Below are 17911 nucleotides of genomic sequence, written 5' to 3'. Positions count from 1 at the left end.
GTAGGAGAACGACATGCCCCCCAAGGGACGTCAGGGCGCTGCCAAGAAGGTGCGCCGCAAGGAAAAGAAGAACGTCGCTCACGGCCACGCGCACATCAAGAGCACGTTCAACAACACGATCGTGTCCATCACGGACCCGACCGGCAACGTGATCTCCTGGGCCTCCGCCGGCCACGTCGGCTTCAAGGGCTCCCGGAAGTCCACGCCGTTCGCCGCGCAGATGGCCGCCGAGTCGGCTGCCCGTCGCGCGCAGGAGCACGGCATGCGCAAGGTCGACGTCTTCGTCAAGGGCCCGGGTTCCGGTCGTGAGACCGCCATCCGCTCCCTGCAGGCGACCGGCCTCGAGGTCGGCTCCATCCAGGACGTCACGCCCACCCCGCACAACGGCTGCCGTCCGCCGAAGCGTCGTCGCGTCTGATCCCGCTTCACCGCGGCATCGCTTCAACGCTTCACCAGGGTTTCCGGGCGGTACGGCTCTTTCGGGTCGTATCGCCCGTACCCTTGCAGTACTAGTCGGGCGTCAAATAGCGGGCGCCCCTGACTGAAGGATCACCACATGCTGATCGCTCAGCGTCCCTCGTTGACCGAAGAGGTCGTCGACGAGTTCCGCTCCCGGTTCGTCATCGAGCCGCTGGAGCCGGGCTTCGGCTACACCCTCGGCAACTCCCTCCGCCGCACCCTCCTCTCGTCGATCCCCGGCGCTGCTGTCACCAGCATCCGCATCGACGGTGTCCTGCACGAGTTCACCACCGTGCCGGGCGTCAAGGAGGACGTCACCGACCTGATCCTCAACATCAAGCAGCTGGTCGTCTCCTCGGAGCACGACGAGCCGGTCGTGATGTACCTGCGCAAGCAGGGCCCGGGTCTGGTCACCGCCGCCGACATCGCGCCCCCGGCCGGTGTCGAGGTGCACAACCCCGACCTCGTCCTCGCCACGCTCAACGGCAAGGGCAAGCTGGAGATGGAGCTGACCGTCGAGCGCGGTCGCGGCTACGTCTCCGCCGTGCAGAACAAGCAGGTCGGTCAGGAGATCGGGCGCATCCCGGTCGACTCGATCTACTCGCCGGTTCTCAAGGTCACGTACAAGGTCGAGGCCACGCGTGTCGAGCAGCGCACCGACTTCGACAAGCTGATCGTCGACGTCGAGACCAAGCAGGCCATGCGTCCGCGCGACGCCATGGCGTCGGCCGGTAAGACCCTGGTCGAGCTGTTCGGTCTCGCCCGCGAGCTGAACATCGACGCCGAGGGCATCGACATGGGTCCGTCCCCGACGGACGCCGCGCTCGCCGCCGACCTGGCGCTGCCGATCGAGGAGCTGGAGCTCACCGTTCGGTCGTACAACTGCCTCAAGCGCGAGGGCATCCACTCCGTGGGCGAGCTGGTTGCTCGCTCCGAGGCCGACCTGCTCGACATCCGCAACTTCGGTGCGAAGTCGATCGACGAGGTCAAGGCGAAGCTGGCCGGCATGGGCCTGGCGCTCAAGGACAGCCCGCCCGGATTCGACCCGACCGCCGCCGCGGACGCCTTCGGCGCCGACGACGACGCGGACGCCGGTTTCGTGGAGACCGAGCAGTACTGATTCGGCTGCCGGTCCGTCGTGGCTGGTCGCGCCCACGCGGCGGAGCCGCACATGAGTACAGCCCCGCGCCCCTTTGGGGCGCGGACCCTCCGGGGCGCTTGCGAAGGCGCCCCGGATCTCCGACAGGCGACCGCCTGCTCGGATACTGACTTCGGTACCTGATACGGCCGGGGCAGACACCTAGGAGAGACATCATGCCGAAGCCCACCAAGGGTGCCCGTCTGGGCGGCAGCGCCGCGCACGAGAAGCTGCTCCTCGCGAACCTCGCGAAGTCGCTCTTCGAGCACGGCAAGATCACGACCACCGAGGCGAAGGCGCGCAAGCTGCGTCCGTACGCCGAGCGTCTGGTCACCAAGGCGAAGAAGGGCGACCTTCACAACCGCCGTCAGGTGCTCCAGGTGATCACGGACAAGAGCATCGTCCACACGCTCTTCACCGAGATCGGCCCGCGCTACGAGAACCGTCCCGGTGGCTACACCCGGATCACCAAGATCGGTAACCGCCGTGGCGACAACGCGCCCATGGCCGTCATCGAGCTGGTCGAGGCGCTGACCGTGGCGCAGCAGGCCACGGGTGAGGCCGAGGCGGCGACGAAGCGTGCGGCCAAGGACGCCGAGGCCGCTCCGGCTGCCGAGGAGACCAAGGTCGACACGACCAAGGCCGACGACGAGGCTGCGGCCGAGGAGTCGAAGGACGCGTAAGCGTCTGCCGGGGGCTGTGTGATTGCGGCTGCGGCTTTCGTCGTGGCTGGTCGCGCAGTTCCCCGCGCCCCTTCGGGGCGTTTGCGGGTCCGTTCCTTTTCAGGGGCGGGCCCGCTTTCGTTTGGCTGAGAGGATCTCTGGGTGAGTGACGAAGTTGAGGCCGGGTTCGTGCGGGTGCGGCTGGATCTCTCCTACGACGGGAGCGAGTTCTCCGGGTGGGCCAAGCAGGCCGGGGGGCGGCGGACCGTGCAGGGGGAGATCGAGGACGCGTTGCGGACGGTCACCCGGTCGCGGGAGACGTACGAGCTGACGGTGGCGGGGCGGACCGACGCCGGGGTGCACGCGCGGGGGCAGGTCGCCCATGTCGATCTGCCGCGCGAGGTGTGGGCCGAGCACCACGTGAAGCTGCTCAAGCGGCTCGCGGGGCGGCTGCCCAGGGACGTGCGGGTCTGGGCGCTCAGGGAGGCGCCGAGCGGCTTCAACGCGCGGTTCTCGGCGGTCTGGCGGCGCTACGCCTACCGGGTCACCGACAACCCGGGCGGCGTCGACCCGCTGCTGCGCGGGCACGTGCTGTGGCACGACTGGCCGCTCGACGTCGATGCCATGAACGCGGCCGCCCGGGGGCTGCTGGGCGAGCACGACTTCGCCGCCTACTGCAAGAAGCGGGAGGGGGCGACCACCATCCGGACGTTGCAGGAGCTGAGTCTCGTGCGGGGTGAGGACGGGATCGTCACCGCCACCGTGCGGGCCGACGCCTTCTGCCACAACATGGTGCGCTCGCTGATCGGGGCGCTGCTGTTCGTCGGCGACGGGCACCGCGGGCCCGAGTGGCCGGCCAAGGTGCTCGCCGCGGGGGTACGGGACTCGGCCGTGCACGTCGTACGGCCGCACGGGCTGACGCTTGAGGAGGTCGGTTACCCGGCCGACGAGCTGCTGGCCGCCCGGAACAAGGAGGCGCGCAACAAGCGGTCGCTGCCGGGAACCGGCTGCTGCTGACGGGGCGGGCGGTGGGCCGTCAGCCCGCCTCCGCCGCCGCCGACGCCTGGGCCTCACCGCGCCGGCGGATCTGCCGGAAGGCGAACTCGGCCAGGTCGTCACCGGCCCGGAACACGCCGGTGGACTTCTCCGTGACGTCCTTGGCGCCGGTGAAGCCGGCCACCGTGAAGTAGGCGTAACGGCCGTAGGAGTTGGTGGTGGAGCGGCAGACGGCGCCGGTGCAGAAGGACTTGACGCCGCCGCCGGACAGGGAGCGCACGATGCTCTTCTTGTCGGCGTCCTTCTTGGCCTTCGCGGCCTGCGCCTCGGTGTCGAAGACGGCCACGCCGACCGTCACGGCGGTGTCGCCCTGGGTGTAGGTGACGCGGATCAGGCGCGTGCACTTGTTGGTGTCGAGGACCTTCGGCAGGGTGCCCTGGGCGGCGGAGCCGCAGGTGCGGGTGTCGGCCGTCGGGCCCTTCTTGTAGACCGTCTCACCCATGGTCAGCTGGGTCCCGGGGAAGAGCAGGTCCGGGCTGAGCGGGGCCTTGTCCTTCTTGACGCTGGAGACGAAGTCCTTCGGGTCCAGCGGCGGCGGGGCGCTGGTCGGGGCGAAGGACGGCTCGGTGGCCGTCGCGCTGGGTATCTCCGCGGTCGTGGGGAGCTGGGAGGAACCGCCGTCGGACGCCTGGTCGGAGCCGTTGGCCGAGACCACGGCCACCGCGACGGCACTGGCTATCGCCACGGTGGCCAGCGCGCCGCCGCCGATGAAGAACAGCCGGCGCCGCTTGGCACGGGCCTCGGAGGCCTCGGCGAGGGCAGCCCAGTCCGGCGTGTCGTCACTGTTCCGGCTGTTCCAGGGCTGCTGCGACTGCGGTTGCTGCTGCGGCTGCTGCGATTGCGGTGTCCAGGGATCCCACTGCGACTGAGGTCCCCCCTGCCCAAAGCTCATGGGCCGCATCTTAGACGGGCCGAGGGGCGTGCTGGTGCCGGGACTTGGGGCCCGCAGGGCCTAGCGTTCCGTGCATGCGGACGGGCAAAAGCGACATCTCCGGGTGGTTGGTGCGGCCGGCGGGACGGCATCCGTGGGCGGTGCTGGTGACGGTGCTGGCGGCGTCCGCCGCGCACGCGGCACGGACGACCTCGGACGGCGGGATGGACAACGCGATCGTCGTGCGGGCCGCCCGCACCTGGCTGGCCGGTGGCTCCCCGTACGACGATCCGCACTTCCTGTACCTGCCGAGCGCCGTTCTGGCCGCCGTCCCGCAGGCGCTGCTGCCCGGGGCCGTGCTGCGGGTCCTGGTGCCCTGCGCGGTGACCGTCCTGCTGGCGCTGGCCTGGGCCTGCGCGCTGCGCCTGCACCGGGTACCGCTGGGCAGCAGGCTCGCGGTCCTCGGGCTGACCGGGCTAGCGCTGGGTTTCGCGCCGTTCGGGCACCTGGTGCGGCTCGGCAACTGGACGGTGACCGCGACGGTGGCGCTGCCGCTGGCCCTGCTGCTGGCGAGCCGGGGGCGCTGGACGGGGGCGGGGGTCGTCATCGGGGCGGCCGTGGCGCTCAAGCCGCTGCTCGCGCCCGTCGTCCTGCTCTTCCTCTTCGCCGGGCGGTGGCGGGCGCTGGCCGCGGCCGTCCTGGTGCCCGCCCTGGCCTCGGCCGCGGCGGCGCTGGCGATGCCCGACCCGGCGGGCTTCTTCACCCGCACCCTGCCCTTCCTGCTGCACGGCGACGACGGCTTCGTACGGCTCTACGAGGCCTCCCCGGCGGCCGTACTGCCCCGGCTCGGGGTGCCGCCGGCGCTCGCGCAGGGGCTCGCGGTGGCGGCGGCCTCGGCCGGGGTGCTCTGCGCGTACCGGCGCTGGCGCCGTGCCGACCCCGGTCCGCTGCGGCTCGCGGAGACCGGCGCGGGGCTGATGCTGTCGGCGTTCCTCGTCTCCCGGCCGTCCTACGACCACTACCTCCTGGTCGCCCTGCCGCTGCTGCTCGCCGGGCTGCCGTACGCCGGGTCGGTGGCCCGCGGGGTGTGGTTCTGGATCGCCCTGGTGCCCCAGGCACCCGGGCTGACCTGGCCCTGGCTGGAGGGGGAGCGGCGGCGTGCCTTCCGGGACGCGTTCACGCTGTGCGTCCTCGCGGTGACGGTCGCTCGGCAGGCCAGGACCGGTCCGACGGGCGCCGGAGAGCGGGTCCCCCCGGGGCGTGCGCCGGAACCGGAGCGCGCTCCCGCGGCCCCGTTTTGACCCGGCCGCCGGGGCCCGGGTATTCTGCACAGTCGTATGTGTATTGGCTTGCTCATTCTCACGTGAGGGGCCCTTACACCGGTCCACCGGGACCGATGACCAGCGACCTGCACGCGGTATGCGTCACCGCGGTGCGGTCAGGGCTGTCGTGATCGTCTTCGGTGACCATGTCAGGACCACTCACTGAAGAAGCGAAGGCTACGAACCGTGCGTACGTACAGCCCCAAGCCCGGCGATGTGACGCGCCAGTGGCACGTCATCGACGCCCAGGACGTAGTCCTGGGTCGTCTGGCCACCACTGCGGCCTCCATCCTGCGCGGCAAGCACAAGCCGATCTACGCGCCCCACGTCGACACCGGTGACTTCGTCATCATCATCAACGCCGACAAGGTGCACCTCTCCGGCAACAAGCGGACCCAGAAGATGGCGTACCGCCACTCCGGCTACCCGGGCGGTCTGCGCTCCGTGCGCTACGACGAGCTCCTGGACAAGAACCCGGAGAAGGCCGTCGAGAAGGCCATCAAGGGCATGCTCCCGAAGAACTCCCTGGGCCGTCAGATGCTCTCGAAGCTGAAGGTCTACAAGGGTGACCAGCACCCGCACGGCGCGCAGCAGCCGCAGCCGTTCGAGATCACCCAGGTCGCGCAGTAGTTCCGGCCACCCTTTAAGACTGAAGAGAATCTGAGGAGCATCGTGGCCGAGACCACTCCCGAGCAGCCGCTCGAAGAGATCGACATCGACAGCTACACCACCGAGTCCGAGGTGCCCGTCGAGGGCGAGTACACCTCGGAGTCCATGGCCTCCGCGTTCGGCGAGCCGCAGCCGGCCGCCGGCCTGGGCCGTCGCAAGAACGCCATCGCCCGCGTCCGGATCGTCCCGGGCACCGGCAAGTGGAAGGTCAACGGGCGCACGCTCGAGGACTACTTCCCGAACAAGGTGCACCAGCAGGAAGTCAACGAGCCCTTCAAGGTGCTCGAGCTGGACAACCGCTACGACGTCATCGCCCGCATCTCCGGCGGCGGCGTCTCCGGTCAGGCCGGTGCGCTCCGTCTCGGTGTCGCCCGCGCGCTGAACGAGGCCGACGTGGACAACAACCGCGGCGCCCTCAAGAAGGCCGGTTACCTCAAGCGTGACGACCGTGCGGTCGAGCGCAAGAAGGCCGGTCTGAAGAAGGCCCGCAAGGCCCCGCAGTACAGCAAGCGCTAAGTCGTACCGGCTGGTACAGGCTGTACTCCGAACGCCCCGGCGGCACGCCACTGTGCTGCCGGGGCATTCGTTTATCCCTGCCGTTGGGCGTATAACGGCACAAGACGTTCTAAGGCTTATGTGATCGTTGGCCGGGCGATGCGTGCCCGAGTCTTCGGGAGCCGACTGCGTGGGCCGACTCATCGGCAGCCGCTTCCGGAATTGACGTTTCCTCAGGAGGACAAGTGGGACGACTCTTCGGCACGGACGGCGTGCGCGGCGTCGCCAACGCGGATCTGACGGCCGAGCTGGCGCTGGGCCTCTCCGTCGCCGCGGCGCACGTACTGGCCGAGGCGGGCACCTTCGCCGGGCACCGGGCGACCGCGGTGGTCGGCCGGGACCCACGTGCCTCCGGGGAGTTCCTGGAGGCCGCGGTGGTCGCGGGCCTCGCCAGCGCCGGTGTGGACGTGCTGCGGGTCGGCGTGCTGCCGACGCCCGCGGTGGCCCACCTCACCGGCGCGCTCGGCGCCGACCTCGGCGTGATGCTGTCCGCCAGCCACAACGCCATGCCCGACAACGGCATCAAGTTCTTCGCCCGCGGCGGCCACAAGCTCGCCGACGAGCTGGAGGACCGCATCGAGTCCGTCTACGCCGACCACCGCACCGGCGCCCCCTGGGACCGCCCGACCGGTGCCGGGGTCGGCCGCGTCCGGGACTACGACGAGGGGCTCGACCAGTACGTCGCCCACCTCGTCGGCGTCCTCCCGAACCGCCTCGACGGACTGAAGATCGTCCTCGACGAGGCGCACGGCGCGGCCTCCCGGGTCTCGCCGGAGGCGTTCGCGCGGGCCGGTGCCGAACTGGTCACCATCGGCGCGGTGCCCGACGGCCTCAACATCAACGACGGCTGCGGCTCCACCCACCTCGACCTGCTCAAGGCCGCCGTCGTCGAGCACGGTGCCGACCTGGGCATCGCCCACGACGGCGACGCGGACCGCTGCCTGGCCGTGGACCACACCGGTGCGGAGGTCGACGGCGACCAGATCCTCGCCGTGCTGTCCCTGGCGATGCGGGAGCGCGAGGCGCTGCGCTCGGACACCGTCGTCGCGACCGTCATGTCCAACCTGGGCTTCAAGCTGGCCATGGAGCGCGAGGGCATCCGGTTCGTGCAGACCGGGGTCGGCGACCGGTACGTGCTGGAGGAGATGAAGGAGCACGGCTACGCCCTCGGCGGCGAGCAGTCCGGCCACGTCATCATCCTCGACCACGCCACCACGGGTGACGGCACGCTGACCGGCCTGATGCTGGCGGCGCGGGTCGCGCAGACCGGGCGTACGCTGCGGGACCTCGCGTCCGTGATGGAGCGGCTGCCGCAGGTGCTGGTCAATGTGCCGGACGTGGACAAGTCGCGGGTGACGAGCTCTGCCGAGCTGGCGACCGCCGTGGCCGAGGCCGAGCGGGAGCTTGGCAGCACCGGGCGGGTGTTGCTGCGTCCGTCGGGGACCGAGCCGCTGGTGCGGGTGATGGTGGAAGCGGCGGATATTGAGCAGGCTCGGTCTGTGGCGGGGCGGTTGGCCGATTCGGTGAAGTCTGCGCTGGGGTAGTTTCCTGCGCCGGGTTGGGGGTGGGGGTGCTGTGCGTTGCGGGCTGCGGCGCCGTCGTGGCTTGTCGCGCGGTTCCCCGCGCCCCTAGGTTGGCTTGCTCATCCGGCCTCGTTGGGTTGACCACAGGGCCTTCTGGGCCAGGAGCGTGAGGGTTCCGGCGACCACGATGCCTGCCAGGTTGAGCAGGAGCTGTTCGGTGGAGCCCACCGTCTGGTTGGTGTCGCCGAAGCTCAGGGCGACGGCGGCGTTCGCGGCCGCCGGGACCGTGGTGACGGAGATGGCGACGCCCACCAGGGCGCCGGACTTCGCCGAGGTGAGGGACAGCGTGCCCGCGATGCCGGCGAGGACCGCCACCACGAAGGAGAAGGCGTCGGGGGCGTAGACGAAGCCGGTGTTGGGGCGGTCGCCCTCCAGCTTGCCCTCGCTGAACTGGCCGAACTCGGTCATGATCCAGCTGAAGCCCACCGTCACCGCCATCGCCACGGCGAAGCCCACCAGCAGGGCGATCGCCGAGCGCAGGGCGAGCCGCGGGGCCCGCTGGACGATCGCCGTGCAGATGCCGGCCAGCGGGCCGAACTCCGGGCCGACCGCCATCGCGCCCACGATCAGGATCGCGTTGTCGAGGACGACACCGCAGGCCGCGATCATCGTGGCGAGCGTGATGAAGGCGACGTAGGTGATGGAGAGCGTCGACTCCTCGTGCGTCGCCTCCTCCAACTGCTCCCACAGCACCGCGTCGGCGGCCTCGCCCGGCGCGTCCCGTTCCGCCTGGTCGGCGCGCTCGGACAACGACAGGTCGATGTTCTCGGCGGTGATGGCGCCGCAGCTGTCGATGCCCAACGCCCGCAGGCCGTTGATGAGTTCGTCCCCGGCCTCGCGGGCCACGTCGCACATGACGACGTCGCCCTCGGGTTCGCGGGCGGCGCCCGGCAGGACGACGAGGTGGGTGGTGCCGACCGTACGGTCGATCAGGCGGACCACCTCGTCGGTGCGGTCGGCCGGAGTGATCAGGCGCAGATGCAGCATCCGGTATTTCTATCGCGCCGCCCGCCCCGCCCGCCTCACAGCTTGCGCAGGCTCAGGCGCTGGACCTTGTGGTCGGGGCCCTTGCGCAGCACCAGGGTGGCCCGGCCCCGGGTGGGGGCCACGTTCTCCACCAGGTTGGGCTTGTTGATGGTGCGCCAGGTGGTGCGGGCGTAGTCGAGGGCCTCCTCCTCCGACACCTGCGTGTACTTGCGGAAGTACGAGGAGGGGTTCTGGAAGGCGGTCGCGCGCAGCTTGCGGAAGCGGTTGAGGTACCAGTGCTCGATGTCCTCGGTACGCGCGTCGACGTACACGCTGAAGTCGAAGTAGTCGGCGAGTCCGACCCTGGTGCGGCCGTCCTTGCCGGGCAGCGCGGGCTGGAGCACGTTGAGGCCCTCGACGATCAGGATGTCGGGGCGGCGGACGACGAGCCGCTGGTCCGGGACGATGTCGTAGATGAGGTGGGAGTAGACCGGGGCGGTCACCTCCGCCTTGCCCGCCTTGATGTCGGCGACGAACCGGGTCAGCGCCCGGCGGTCGTACGACTCGGGGAAACCTTTCCGCGACATCAGCCCGCGCGCCTCCAGCTCCCGCGTCGGCAGCAGGAAGCCGTCGGTGGTGACCAGCTCGACGCGCGGGTGCTCGGGCCAGCGGGACAGCAGCGCCTGGAGCAGGCGGGCGACGGTGGACTTGCCGACCGCGACCGAGCCGGCGACCCCTATGACGAAGGGGGTGCCGGACTGGGAGCCCTGCTCGCCGAGGAAGGTGTTCAGCGCGCCGCGCAGGCCGTCGGTGGCGCCGACGTAGAGGTTGAGGAGCCGGGACAGCGGGAGGTAGATGTCCCGCACCTCGTCGAGGTCGATGACGTCGCCGAGGCCGCGCAGTTTCTCGACCTCCTCGGCGGTCAGCGGCAGCGGCGTCTTGTCGCGCAGTGCGCTCCACTCGGGGCGGGTGAGGTCGACGTAGGGAGTCGCCTCCGGCCGCTGCCGGTGGGCGCTCCGGGGGATCGAGGGGACCGGAGAGATCACAGTCCATTGTTAACGGAGTACGAACGGGGCGGCAGGTGGGCTGTGTCACGTCGGCCGGTCCGCCGCGGCCCGTCGGGCTCCGGCGGGGCCCGACGAGATCACGGTCGGATCTCGGATGGCCGGTTATCGATCGTACGTACGAATGCCTGGGTAAGGTGCGGGCAAAGTCGGCCGGATCTCATCACCGGACCCGACACGACTCGACGGATTCCGGCGCGAGTCGACATTTCCCGAAGTGAACCGACGAAAGAGTGCCGCCGTGAGTTCGACCGCTGTCCGCCGTACCGCCCTGGTGGCCTCCGCCGCCGCCCTGGCCCTGTTCGCCACCGCCTGCGGCGGGTCGTCCGACGACGACGGCGCGGCCGGGGAGGAGACGGCCAAGACGGAGCAGTCCGCCCCGGCGGGAGGTGCCGGAGAGTCCGCACCGGCGGGCAAGGCGCTGACCGCCGCCGAACTGGAGAAGGTCGCCCTGGCCCAGGCCGACGTCAAGAACGGCGAGGTCACCACCGAACTGTCGGCGGACGACCAGGTGGCCAAGGACAAGATCTCGACGGACGACAAGGCCTGCCTGCCGCTCGTCTACGTCCAGGGCGCGGTGGCCCAGGGCGAGCCGGCGGCGGACGTGCAGCGCTCCTGGCAGGGCCAGTCGGAGTCGCCCTCCGAGAGCAAGGGCCCGGACGGCCAGGACATGACCGATGTCGACGTGAACAAGATCCTGCTGAACGTCGCCTCCTACCCGGACGGCGGCGCCGAGCAGGCGGTGGCGGGTCTGAAGGCGGCCGTCGAGAAGTGCGCGGGCGGCTTCGTCGCCACCGTGGGCAGTGACAAGATGCAGATCACCGAGGTGAGCGGGGCGGACGCCCCCAAGGGCGGGGACGAGGGGCTCACCGTCAACATCGGTGTGGCCACCGGCGGGGACAGCAGCGGGCTCATGAAGCTCGTCGTGGTCCGCAAGGGCGCCACCCTCGCCACCTTCGGCGCCGTCAACCTCTCCTCGATGATGACCGGCGCGGAATTCGAGGTCCCCGCCGAGGTCGTCGACGCGCAGGTCGCCAAGCTCGGCTGACGTCCGGGCCACGGACGGCGTTCGTACCCCGGTGGGAATTTCCGATATCGGGCACAGGATGCCCGCTTTGCGGCCGCCACGCGGCCGATCCTGCTCGTAGGCTGCCGCTTATGTGCGGAATCGTGGGATACGTAGGGCCTCAGTCGGCACTCGATGTCGTGATGGCCGGACTGAAGCGGCTCGAATACCGGGGGTACGACTCGGCGGGCGTCGCCGTGCTCGCGGACGGCGGCCTCGCCACCGCCAAGCGGGCCGGCAAGCTCGTCAACCTCGACAAGGAACTGTCCGAACACCCGCTGCCGGCCGCCGCCACCGGCATCGGCCACACCCGCTGGGCCACCCACGGCGGCCCCACCGACGCCAACGCCCACCCGCACCTCGACAACGCGGGCCGGGTGGCCGTCGTCCACAACGGCATCATCGAGAACTTCGCGCCGCTGCGGGCCGAGCTGGCGGAGCGCGGCCACGAACTGCCCTCCGAGACCGACACCGAGGTCGTCGCCCACCTGCTCGCCGAGGAGTACTCGGCCTGCGCCGACCTCGCCGAGGCGATGCGGCTGGTGTGCGGGCGGCTGGAGGGCGCGTTCACGCTGGTCGCGGTGCACGCGGACGCGCCGGACGTGGTGGTGGGCGCGCGCCGCAACTCGCCGCTCGTGGTGGGGGTGGGGGAGGGCGAGTACTTCCTCGCCTCGGACGTCGCGGCCTTCATCGCTCACACCCGTAACGCCGTCGAGCTGGGCCAGGACCAGGTCGTCGAGCTGCGCCGGGACGGCGTGCGGGTCACCGGCTTCGACGGCACCCCGGCGGACGTCCGCTCCTACCACGTCGACTGGGACGCCTCCGCCGCCGAGAAGTCCGGCTACGCCTCCTTCATGCTCAAGGAGATCGCCGAGCAGCCGAAGGCCGTCGCCGACACCCTCCTCGGCCGCATCGACGGCTCCGGCACGCTGAGCCTGGACGAGGTGCGTATTCCGCCGGAGGTACTCCGGGAGGTCGACAAGGTCGTCGTCGTCGCCTGCGGTACGGCCTTCCACGCCGGGCTGATCGCCAAGTACGCCATCGAGCACTGGACGCGGATCCCCTGCGAGGTGGAGCTGGCCAGCGAGTTCCGCTACCGCGACCCGATCCTCGACCAGCAGACCCTGGTCGTCGCGATCTCCCAGTCCGGCGAGACCATGGACACCCTGATGGCCCTGCGCCACGCCCGCGAACAGGGCGCCAGGGTCCTCGCCATCTGCAACACCAACGGCTCGACGATCCCCCGCGAGTCCGACGCCGTGCTCTACACCCACGCGGGCCCCGAGGTCGCCGTCGCCTCCACCAAGGCATTCCTCACCCAGCTCGTGGCCTGCTACCTGGTCGCCCTCTACCTCGGCCAGGTGCGCGGCACGAAGTACGGCGACGAGATCGGCGACGTCGTCCGCGACCTGTCCGGCATCTCCGGCGCGGTCGAACGGGTCCTGGGGACCATGGACCCGGTGCGCGAACTGGCCCGCTCCCTCGCCCACAAGAACACGGTGCTCTTCCTCGGCCGGCACGTCGGCCACCCCGTCGCCCTCGAAGGCGCCCTCAAGCTCAAGGAGCTGGCGTACATGCACGCCGAGGGCTTCGCGGCGGGCGAGCTGAAGCACGGGCCGATCGCGCTGATCGAGGAGGACCTGCCGGTCGTGGTCGTGGTGCCGTCCCCGCGCGGCCGCTCGGTCCTGCACGACAAGATCGTGTCCAACATCCAGGAGATCCGCGCCCGCGGCGCCCGCACCATCGTCATCGCCGAGGAGGGCGACGAGGCGGTCGTCCCCTACGCCGACCACCTCGTCCGGATCCCGGCCACCCCGACGCTGCTGCAACCCCTGGTGGCCACGGTGCCGTTGCAGGTCTTCGCCTGCGAACTGGCCACCGCCCGCGGCAACGAGGTGGACCAGCCGCGCAACCTGGCGAAGTCGGTGACGGTGGAGTAGCCCCGGAGGGATCCTCAGCCGGCGGTACCGGGCAGCACGGTGACGACCCGGAAGCGTTCCAGGACCGCCGGCGTCGCGTCGTCCACCGTGAACCCCGGGTCGCCCAGCGCCGCGCGCATCTCCTCGCCGTGCCAGAACCGCTCGTGGTCCGCGCGCCACTCGGCCACGCTCGTGTGTCCCTCGCCCTCGCCGACCGCGTGGGCGAGGTCCACCTCGGCCAGCGGGACGACGCGCACCTGTGTCACCTCGATGACTGCGACCGGGCGGCCGGACGAGTCGACGACCACCTCACGGCGCCCGGGCCGCGGCAGCGGATCGCCGTCGTGCTCGTAGTCGGCGACCAGACCCGTCGTCGAGGTCTTCGAACCGTCGAGGATCGCGGCGACGAGCCGGTCCCGCAGCGGACCGGGGAACGCGAACTCCGCCCTGGGGAGCGCGTCGAGGTCCGGGAGGGCCGGGTCCGGGGCCGGTGCGGCGGTCATGTTCGCACCGTACCGGCGAGGCCCGCGCCCGGGCCCGCGGTTTCATTGCCCCGCACGTCCCGCCAGGCCCGCGCCCCGGCCCGCGGTTTCATTCTCCCCGCACGTCCCGCCAGGCCCGCGGGATCGCCGCCGCCACGTCGTGCGCCCCCGTCGGGGCCCCCTCCGACGCGAAGCGGCCCGCCAGACCGTGCAGGTACGCGCCCACGCTCCCCGCGTCCACCGCCGACAGGCCCGCCGCCAGCAGTGACCCCGCCAGGCCGGACAGCACGTCCCCGCTCCCGGCCGTGGCGAGCCACGACGTCCCCGTCGCGTTGACCCGGACGGGGCCGCCCTTCGCACTGGCCACCAGCGTCGTCGAGCCCTTCAGCAGCACCGTCGCCCCGTACCGCGCCGCCAGCTCGCGCACCGAGGCCAGCCGGGCCGCCTCGACCTCCTCCCGGGCCACCCCGAGCAGCGCCGCCGCCTCCCCGGCGTGCGGGGTCATCAGCGTCGGCGCCGTGCGCGCCCGTACCGCGTCCGCGTCGGCCAGCCGCAGGCCGTCCGCGTCGATCAGCACCGGTACCTGCGCGGCCAGCACCTGAGCCACCGTCGCCGCGTCGTCACCGGCACCCGGTCCGACCACCCACGCCTGCACCCGCCCGGCCCGCTCCGGCCCCCGGTCGGACACGAGCGTCTCCGGGAAGCGGGCGATCACCGCGTCCCCCGCCGGACCGACGTACCGCACCGCCCCGGCCCCGCCCCGCAGCGCGCCCGCGACGGCGAGTACGGCCGCGCCGGGGTAGCGGGCCGACCCGGCGGCGATGCCCACCACTCCGCGCCGGTACTTGTCGCTCTCGCCCGCCGGGACCGGCAGCAGGCGGGCCACGTCCGGGTGCTGCAACGCCTCCAGCTCGGCCGCCTCGCCGGGCAGCGGCAGACCGATGTCCACCAGCCGCACCGAACCCGCGTACTCCCGCGCCGGATCGATCAGCAGCCCCGGCTTGTGCGTCCCGAACGTCACCGTCAGGTCGGCCCTGACCACGTCCCCCCGCACCCGGCCCGTGTCCGCGTCGACCCCGCTCGGCAGGTCGACGGCGACGACGGCGGCCCGGGACCGCGCGGCCGCGTCGGCCAGCGGAACGGCCTCCTTCCGCAGCCCGCCCGCGCCGCCGATCCCGACGATGCCGTCGAGGACCAGATCGGCCCGCGCGATCAACTCCTCGGCGGAACCGGAGGCCCCGCCCTCGGCGACCCGTCCGCCCGCGCGCCGCAGCGCCGTCAGGCCGCCGCCGTGCGCCCGCTCCGGCGCGAGCAGCACCGCCGCCACGCCCGCGCCCCGGCGGGCCAGCCGCGCGCCCGCGTACAGGGCGTCGCCGCCGTTGTCGCCGCTGCCGACCAGCAGCACCACCCGGCTGCCGTAGACCCGCCCGGCCACCCGGGCCAGCACCTGGGCGCAGGCGGCGGCCAGTCCGGCCGCGGCCCGTTGCATCAGCGCCCCCTCCGGCAGCCGTGCCATCAGTTCCCGCTCGGCGTTCCTGACCGTCTCCACGCTGTACGCAGTCCGCATGCCGTCGAGTCTTCCCCGTACGCCGGGAACACGCACGGCCCGCCGCTCCCCGGAATCCGCGATGGGGGACAGTGGTCCCATGACCGGCGGTGACGACGAGACGGCACAGGTGATGACCTCGCTCGGGGCCCGCCTGCGCGCCATCCGGCAGGCCCGCGGGCTCACGCTGGCCCAGCTCGCCGCCGTCACCGGCATCTCCGTGAGCACCCTGTCCCGGCTGGAGTCGGGGCAGCGCGAGCCCGGGCTGCGGCACCTGCTGCCGCTGGCCCGCGCGCACCGGCTGCCCCTGGACGAACTCGTCGGTTCGCGCACCGGCGACCCCCGCGTCCATCCCCGCCCCTTCACCCGGCACGGACAGACCTGGGTCCCGCTCACCCGGAACCCCAACGACGGGCTGCACGCCTACAAGCAGATCCTCCCCGCCCCGGCCACTCCGCGCACCGAGTGGACACCGCGCCCCGAGCAGGGGTCGCACGAGGGCCACGAGTGGCTCTACGTCCTCTCCGGCCGTCTGCTCCTCGCCCTCGGCGAGCACGATCTGGTCCTGACGGCCGGGGAGACGGCGGAGTTCGACACCCGCGTCCCGCACGGCATCGCGAACGCCGGGGACCAGCCCGTCGAGTGGATCGCCCTGTACGGCGCGCAGGGCGAACGCATGCACATCCGGGTCCGGCCGACCGCCGACTGACCCCCGCGGGCCAGGACCTGTCCGGCCGCTATCCCTCCGCGATCACCACCGCCGACGCGATCCCCGCGTCGTGGCTCAGCGACACGTGCCACGACGCCACGCCCAGCTCCGCCGCCCGCGCCGCCACCGTCCCCGTGACCCGCAGCCGCGGCCGCCCACCGGTCTCGACCCACACCTCGGCGTCCGTCCACAGCAGTCCCGCCGGTGCGCCCAGCGCCTTGGCCAGCGCCTCCTTCGCCGCGAACCGGGCGGCGAGCGAGGCCACGCCCCGGCGCTCCCCGCCGGGCAGCAGCAACTCGCTCTCCAGGAACAGCCGCCCCGCCAGGGCCGGTGTGCGCTCCAGCGCTGCCCCGAACCGCTCGACCTCGGCCACGTCGATCCCGACCCCGATGATGCTCATGCCGGAAACCCTAGCCACAGCCACAGCCACAGCCACAGCCACAGCCACGGCCACTGCCGCAGGCCACAGCCACAGCCACAGCCACAGCCACGGCCACTGCCGCAGGCCACAGCCACAGCCACAGCCACAGCCACGGCCACTGCCGCAGGCCACAGCCACAGCCACTGCCACTGCCACTGCCACTGCCACTGCCACTGACGCAGGCCACAGCCACTGCCGGGCGCCGTGCGGCCGGGGTGGCCGGGTGCTCTGAGAGACTGGGGGCACGATGAGCGAGACAACTGCTCGGCGGGACGCGGACGCGGTACTGCGCGCCCGGGCCGAGATCGACCTGGCCGCCCTGCGGGCCAACGTACGCGCACTGCGCGAACGGGCCCCCGGGGCGGCTCTCATGGCCGTCGTCAAGGCGGACGCCTACGGCCACGGCGCGATCCCCTGCGCCCGCGCGGCCGTCGCGGCCGGTGCGACCTGGCTCGGCACCGCCACCCCGCAGGAGGCCCTCGCCCTGCGCGCGGCGGAGCCCGGACTGCCGGACGACGTACGGATCATGTGCTGGCTGTGGACGCCCGGCGGGCCCTGGCGGGAGGCGGTCGAGGCCCGTCTCGACGTGTCCGTCAGCGCGATGTGGGCCATGGAGGAGGTCACCGGGGCGGCACGGGCGGCCGGGGTGCCCGCGCGCGTGCAGCTCAAGGCCGACACCGGGCTCGGGCGGGGCGGCTGCCAGCCCGGCGCGGACTGGGAGCGGCTGGTCGGGGCCGCGCTGCGGGCCGAGGAGGAGGGGCTGCTGAGGGTCACCGGGCTCTGGTCCCACTTCGCCTGCGCCGACGAGCCCGGCCACCCCTCCATCGCCGCCCAGCTCACCCGTTTCCGGGAGATGACGGCCTACGCCGAGCAGCGGGGCCTGCGCCCCGAGGTGCGGCACATCGCCAACTCGCCGGCCACCCTCACCCTCCCCGACGCCCACTTCGACCTCGTACGGCCCGGCATCGCGATGTACGGCGTCTCACCGAGCCCCGAGATCGGCACCCCGGCCGACTTCGGGCTGCGCCCCGTGATGACGCTGGCCGCCTCGCTGGCCCTGGTCAAGCAGGTCCCCGGCGGCCACGGCGTCAGCTACGGGCACCACTACACCACCCCCGGCGAGACCACCCTCGGCCTCGTCCCGCTCGGCTACGCGGACGGCATCCCCCGGCACGCCTCCTCCAGCGGCCCCGTCCTGGTCGACGGCAAGTGGCGCACGGTCGCGGGGCGGATCGCGATGGACCAGTTCGTCGTCGACCTGGGCGGGGACCGGCCCGAGCCGGGCGCCGAGGCGGTGCTGTTCGGACCGGGCGACCGCGGCGAGCCCACCGCCGAGGACTGGGCCCAGGCGGCGGGCACCATCGGGTACGAGATCGTCACCCGGATCGGAAGCCGAGTCCCGCGCGTCTACGTCAACGAATGA

18 protein-coding genes are annotated in these 17911 nt (G+C 72.1%); 12 read left to right on the top strand and 6 right to left on the bottom strand.

What is annotated here, in order from left to right:
• Positions 1 to 13 precede the first annotated feature (13 nt).
• From rpsK to truA, 4 genes are all read left to right on the top strand, one after another.
• Positions 14 to 418 (top strand): 30S ribosomal protein S11, encoded by a 405-nt coding sequence (gene rpsK, locus Sru02f_RS34130; protein ID WP_003948617.1) that lies wholly within the window; start codon positions 14 to 16, stop codon positions 416 to 418.
• Between the two features lie 138 nt (positions 419 to 556).
• Positions 557 to 1579, top strand: coding sequence for a DNA-directed RNA polymerase subunit alpha (locus Sru02f_RS34125; protein WP_003966937.1), 1023 nt, complete (start codon positions 557 to 559; stop codon positions 1577 to 1579).
• Positions 1580 to 1773: 194 nt separating this feature from the next.
• Positions 1774 to 2280, top strand: a complete 507-nt coding sequence (gene rplQ, locus Sru02f_RS34120) for a 50S ribosomal protein L17 (protein WP_109034239.1) — start codon at positions 1774 to 1776, stop codon at positions 2278 to 2280.
• Positions 2281 to 2421: 141 nt separating this feature from the next.
• Entirely contained in the window at positions 2422 to 3276 is an 855-nt protein-coding gene (truA, locus tag Sru02f_RS34115) for a tRNA pseudouridine(38-40) synthase TruA (RefSeq protein WP_109034240.1), read from the top strand.
• Between the two features lie 19 nt (positions 3277 to 3295).
• Here truA and Sru02f_RS34110 read toward each other — a convergent pair whose 3' ends face one another.
• A complete protein-coding gene (locus Sru02f_RS34110) occupies positions 3296 to 4207 on the bottom strand; it encodes a hypothetical protein (protein WP_109034242.1) in 912 nt (303 codons plus the stop codon).
• 74 nt (positions 4208 to 4281) lie between these two features.
• Here Sru02f_RS34110 and Sru02f_RS34105 point away from each other — a divergent pair, with 74 nt between their 5' ends.
• The 4 genes from Sru02f_RS34105 (at position 4282) to glmM (ending at position 8276) form a co-directional block, all read left to right on the top strand.
• Positions 4282 to 5487, top strand: a complete 1206-nt coding sequence (locus Sru02f_RS34105) for a glycosyltransferase family 87 protein (RefSeq protein WP_203697143.1) — start codon at positions 4282 to 4284, stop codon at positions 5485 to 5487.
• Positions 5488 to 5694: 207 nt separating this feature from the next.
• Complete coding sequence (gene rplM, locus Sru02f_RS34100; protein WP_003974239.1) at positions 5695 to 6138, top strand: 50S ribosomal protein L13; 444 nt, start codon at positions 5695 to 5697, stop codon at positions 6136 to 6138.
• A gap of 42 nt (positions 6139 to 6180) precedes the next feature.
• Positions 6181 to 6693 carry a 30S ribosomal protein S9 gene (gene rpsI, locus Sru02f_RS34095; RefSeq protein ID WP_003974238.1) on the top strand — a complete coding sequence of 171 codons (513 nt, stop codon included), beginning with the start codon at positions 6181 to 6183 and terminating at the stop codon, positions 6691 to 6693.
• Between the two features lie 224 nt (positions 6694 to 6917).
• A complete protein-coding gene (glmM, locus tag Sru02f_RS34090; RefSeq protein WP_109034245.1) occupies positions 6918 to 8276 on the top strand; it encodes a phosphoglucosamine mutase in 1359 nt (452 codons plus the stop codon).
• Positions 8277 to 8360: 84 nt separating this feature from the next.
• On the opposite strand, the gene Sru02f_RS34085 is transcribed toward glmM, so the two are convergent.
• Positions 8361 to 9302 carry a DUF389 domain-containing protein gene (locus tag Sru02f_RS34085; protein ID WP_109034247.1) on the bottom strand — a complete coding sequence of 314 codons (942 nt, stop codon included), beginning with the start codon at positions 9300 to 9302 and terminating at the stop codon, positions 8361 to 8363.
• 35 nt (positions 9303 to 9337) lie between these two features.
• Positions 9338 to 10327 (bottom strand): type I pantothenate kinase, encoded by a 990-nt coding sequence (gene coaA, locus Sru02f_RS34080; protein ID WP_109034248.1) that lies wholly within the window; start codon positions 10325 to 10327, stop codon positions 9338 to 9340.
• Between the two features lie 259 nt (positions 10328 to 10586).
• On the opposite strand from coaA, the gene Sru02f_RS34075 reads away from it, so the two are divergent.
• Entirely contained in the window at positions 10587 to 11393 is an 807-nt protein-coding gene (locus tag Sru02f_RS34075) for a hypothetical protein (RefSeq protein WP_109034250.1), read from the top strand.
• Between the two features lie 110 nt (positions 11394 to 11503).
• Complete coding sequence (gene glmS / locus Sru02f_RS34070; protein ID WP_109034251.1) at positions 11504 to 13351, top strand: glutamine--fructose-6-phosphate transaminase (isomerizing); 1848 nt, start codon at positions 11504 to 11506, stop codon at positions 13349 to 13351.
• Between the two features lie 14 nt (positions 13352 to 13365).
• Here the strand turns inward: glmS and Sru02f_RS34065 are convergent, their stop codons facing one another.
• Together Sru02f_RS34065 and Sru02f_RS34060 are read right to left on the bottom strand one after the other, a co-directional pair.
• Entirely contained in the window at positions 13366 to 13833 is a 468-nt protein-coding gene (locus tag Sru02f_RS34065) for an ASCH domain-containing protein (RefSeq protein ID WP_109034253.1), read from the bottom strand.
• Positions 13834 to 13921: 88 nt separating this feature from the next.
• Positions 13922 to 15379 carry an NAD(P)H-hydrate dehydratase gene (locus Sru02f_RS34060; RefSeq protein ID WP_109034254.1) on the bottom strand — a complete coding sequence of 486 codons (1458 nt, stop codon included), beginning with the start codon at positions 15377 to 15379 and terminating at the stop codon, positions 13922 to 13924.
• A gap of 79 nt (positions 15380 to 15458) precedes the next feature.
• Between Sru02f_RS34060 and Sru02f_RS34055 the strand changes: the two genes are divergently transcribed.
• Positions 15459 to 16067 carry a helix-turn-helix domain-containing protein gene (locus Sru02f_RS34055; protein WP_109034256.1) on the top strand — a complete coding sequence of 203 codons (609 nt, stop codon included), beginning with the start codon at positions 15459 to 15461 and terminating at the stop codon, positions 16065 to 16067.
• A 28-nt stretch (positions 16068 to 16095) separates the two neighbouring features.
• Here the strand turns inward: Sru02f_RS34055 and Sru02f_RS34050 are convergent, their stop codons facing one another.
• Positions 16096 to 16467, bottom strand: coding sequence for a holo-ACP synthase (locus Sru02f_RS34050; protein WP_109034258.1), 372 nt, complete (start codon positions 16465 to 16467; stop codon positions 16096 to 16098).
• 268 nt (positions 16468 to 16735) lie between these two features.
• On the opposite strand from Sru02f_RS34050, the gene alr reads away from it, so the two are divergent.
• Positions 16736 to 17911 carry an alanine racemase gene (gene alr, locus Sru02f_RS34045; RefSeq protein WP_109034259.1) on the top strand — a complete coding sequence of 392 codons (1176 nt, stop codon included), beginning with the start codon at positions 16736 to 16738 and terminating at the stop codon, positions 17909 to 17911.

Source organism: Streptomyces rubrogriseus (assembly GCF_027947575.1).
In the GTDB taxonomy this organism is placed as follows: domain Bacteria; phylum Actinomycetota; class Actinomycetes; order Streptomycetales; family Streptomycetaceae; genus Streptomyces; species Streptomyces rubrogriseus.
The sequence above is the reverse complement of the archived record's forward strand: the minus strand, read 5'-3'. Positions and strand labels throughout refer to the sequence as shown.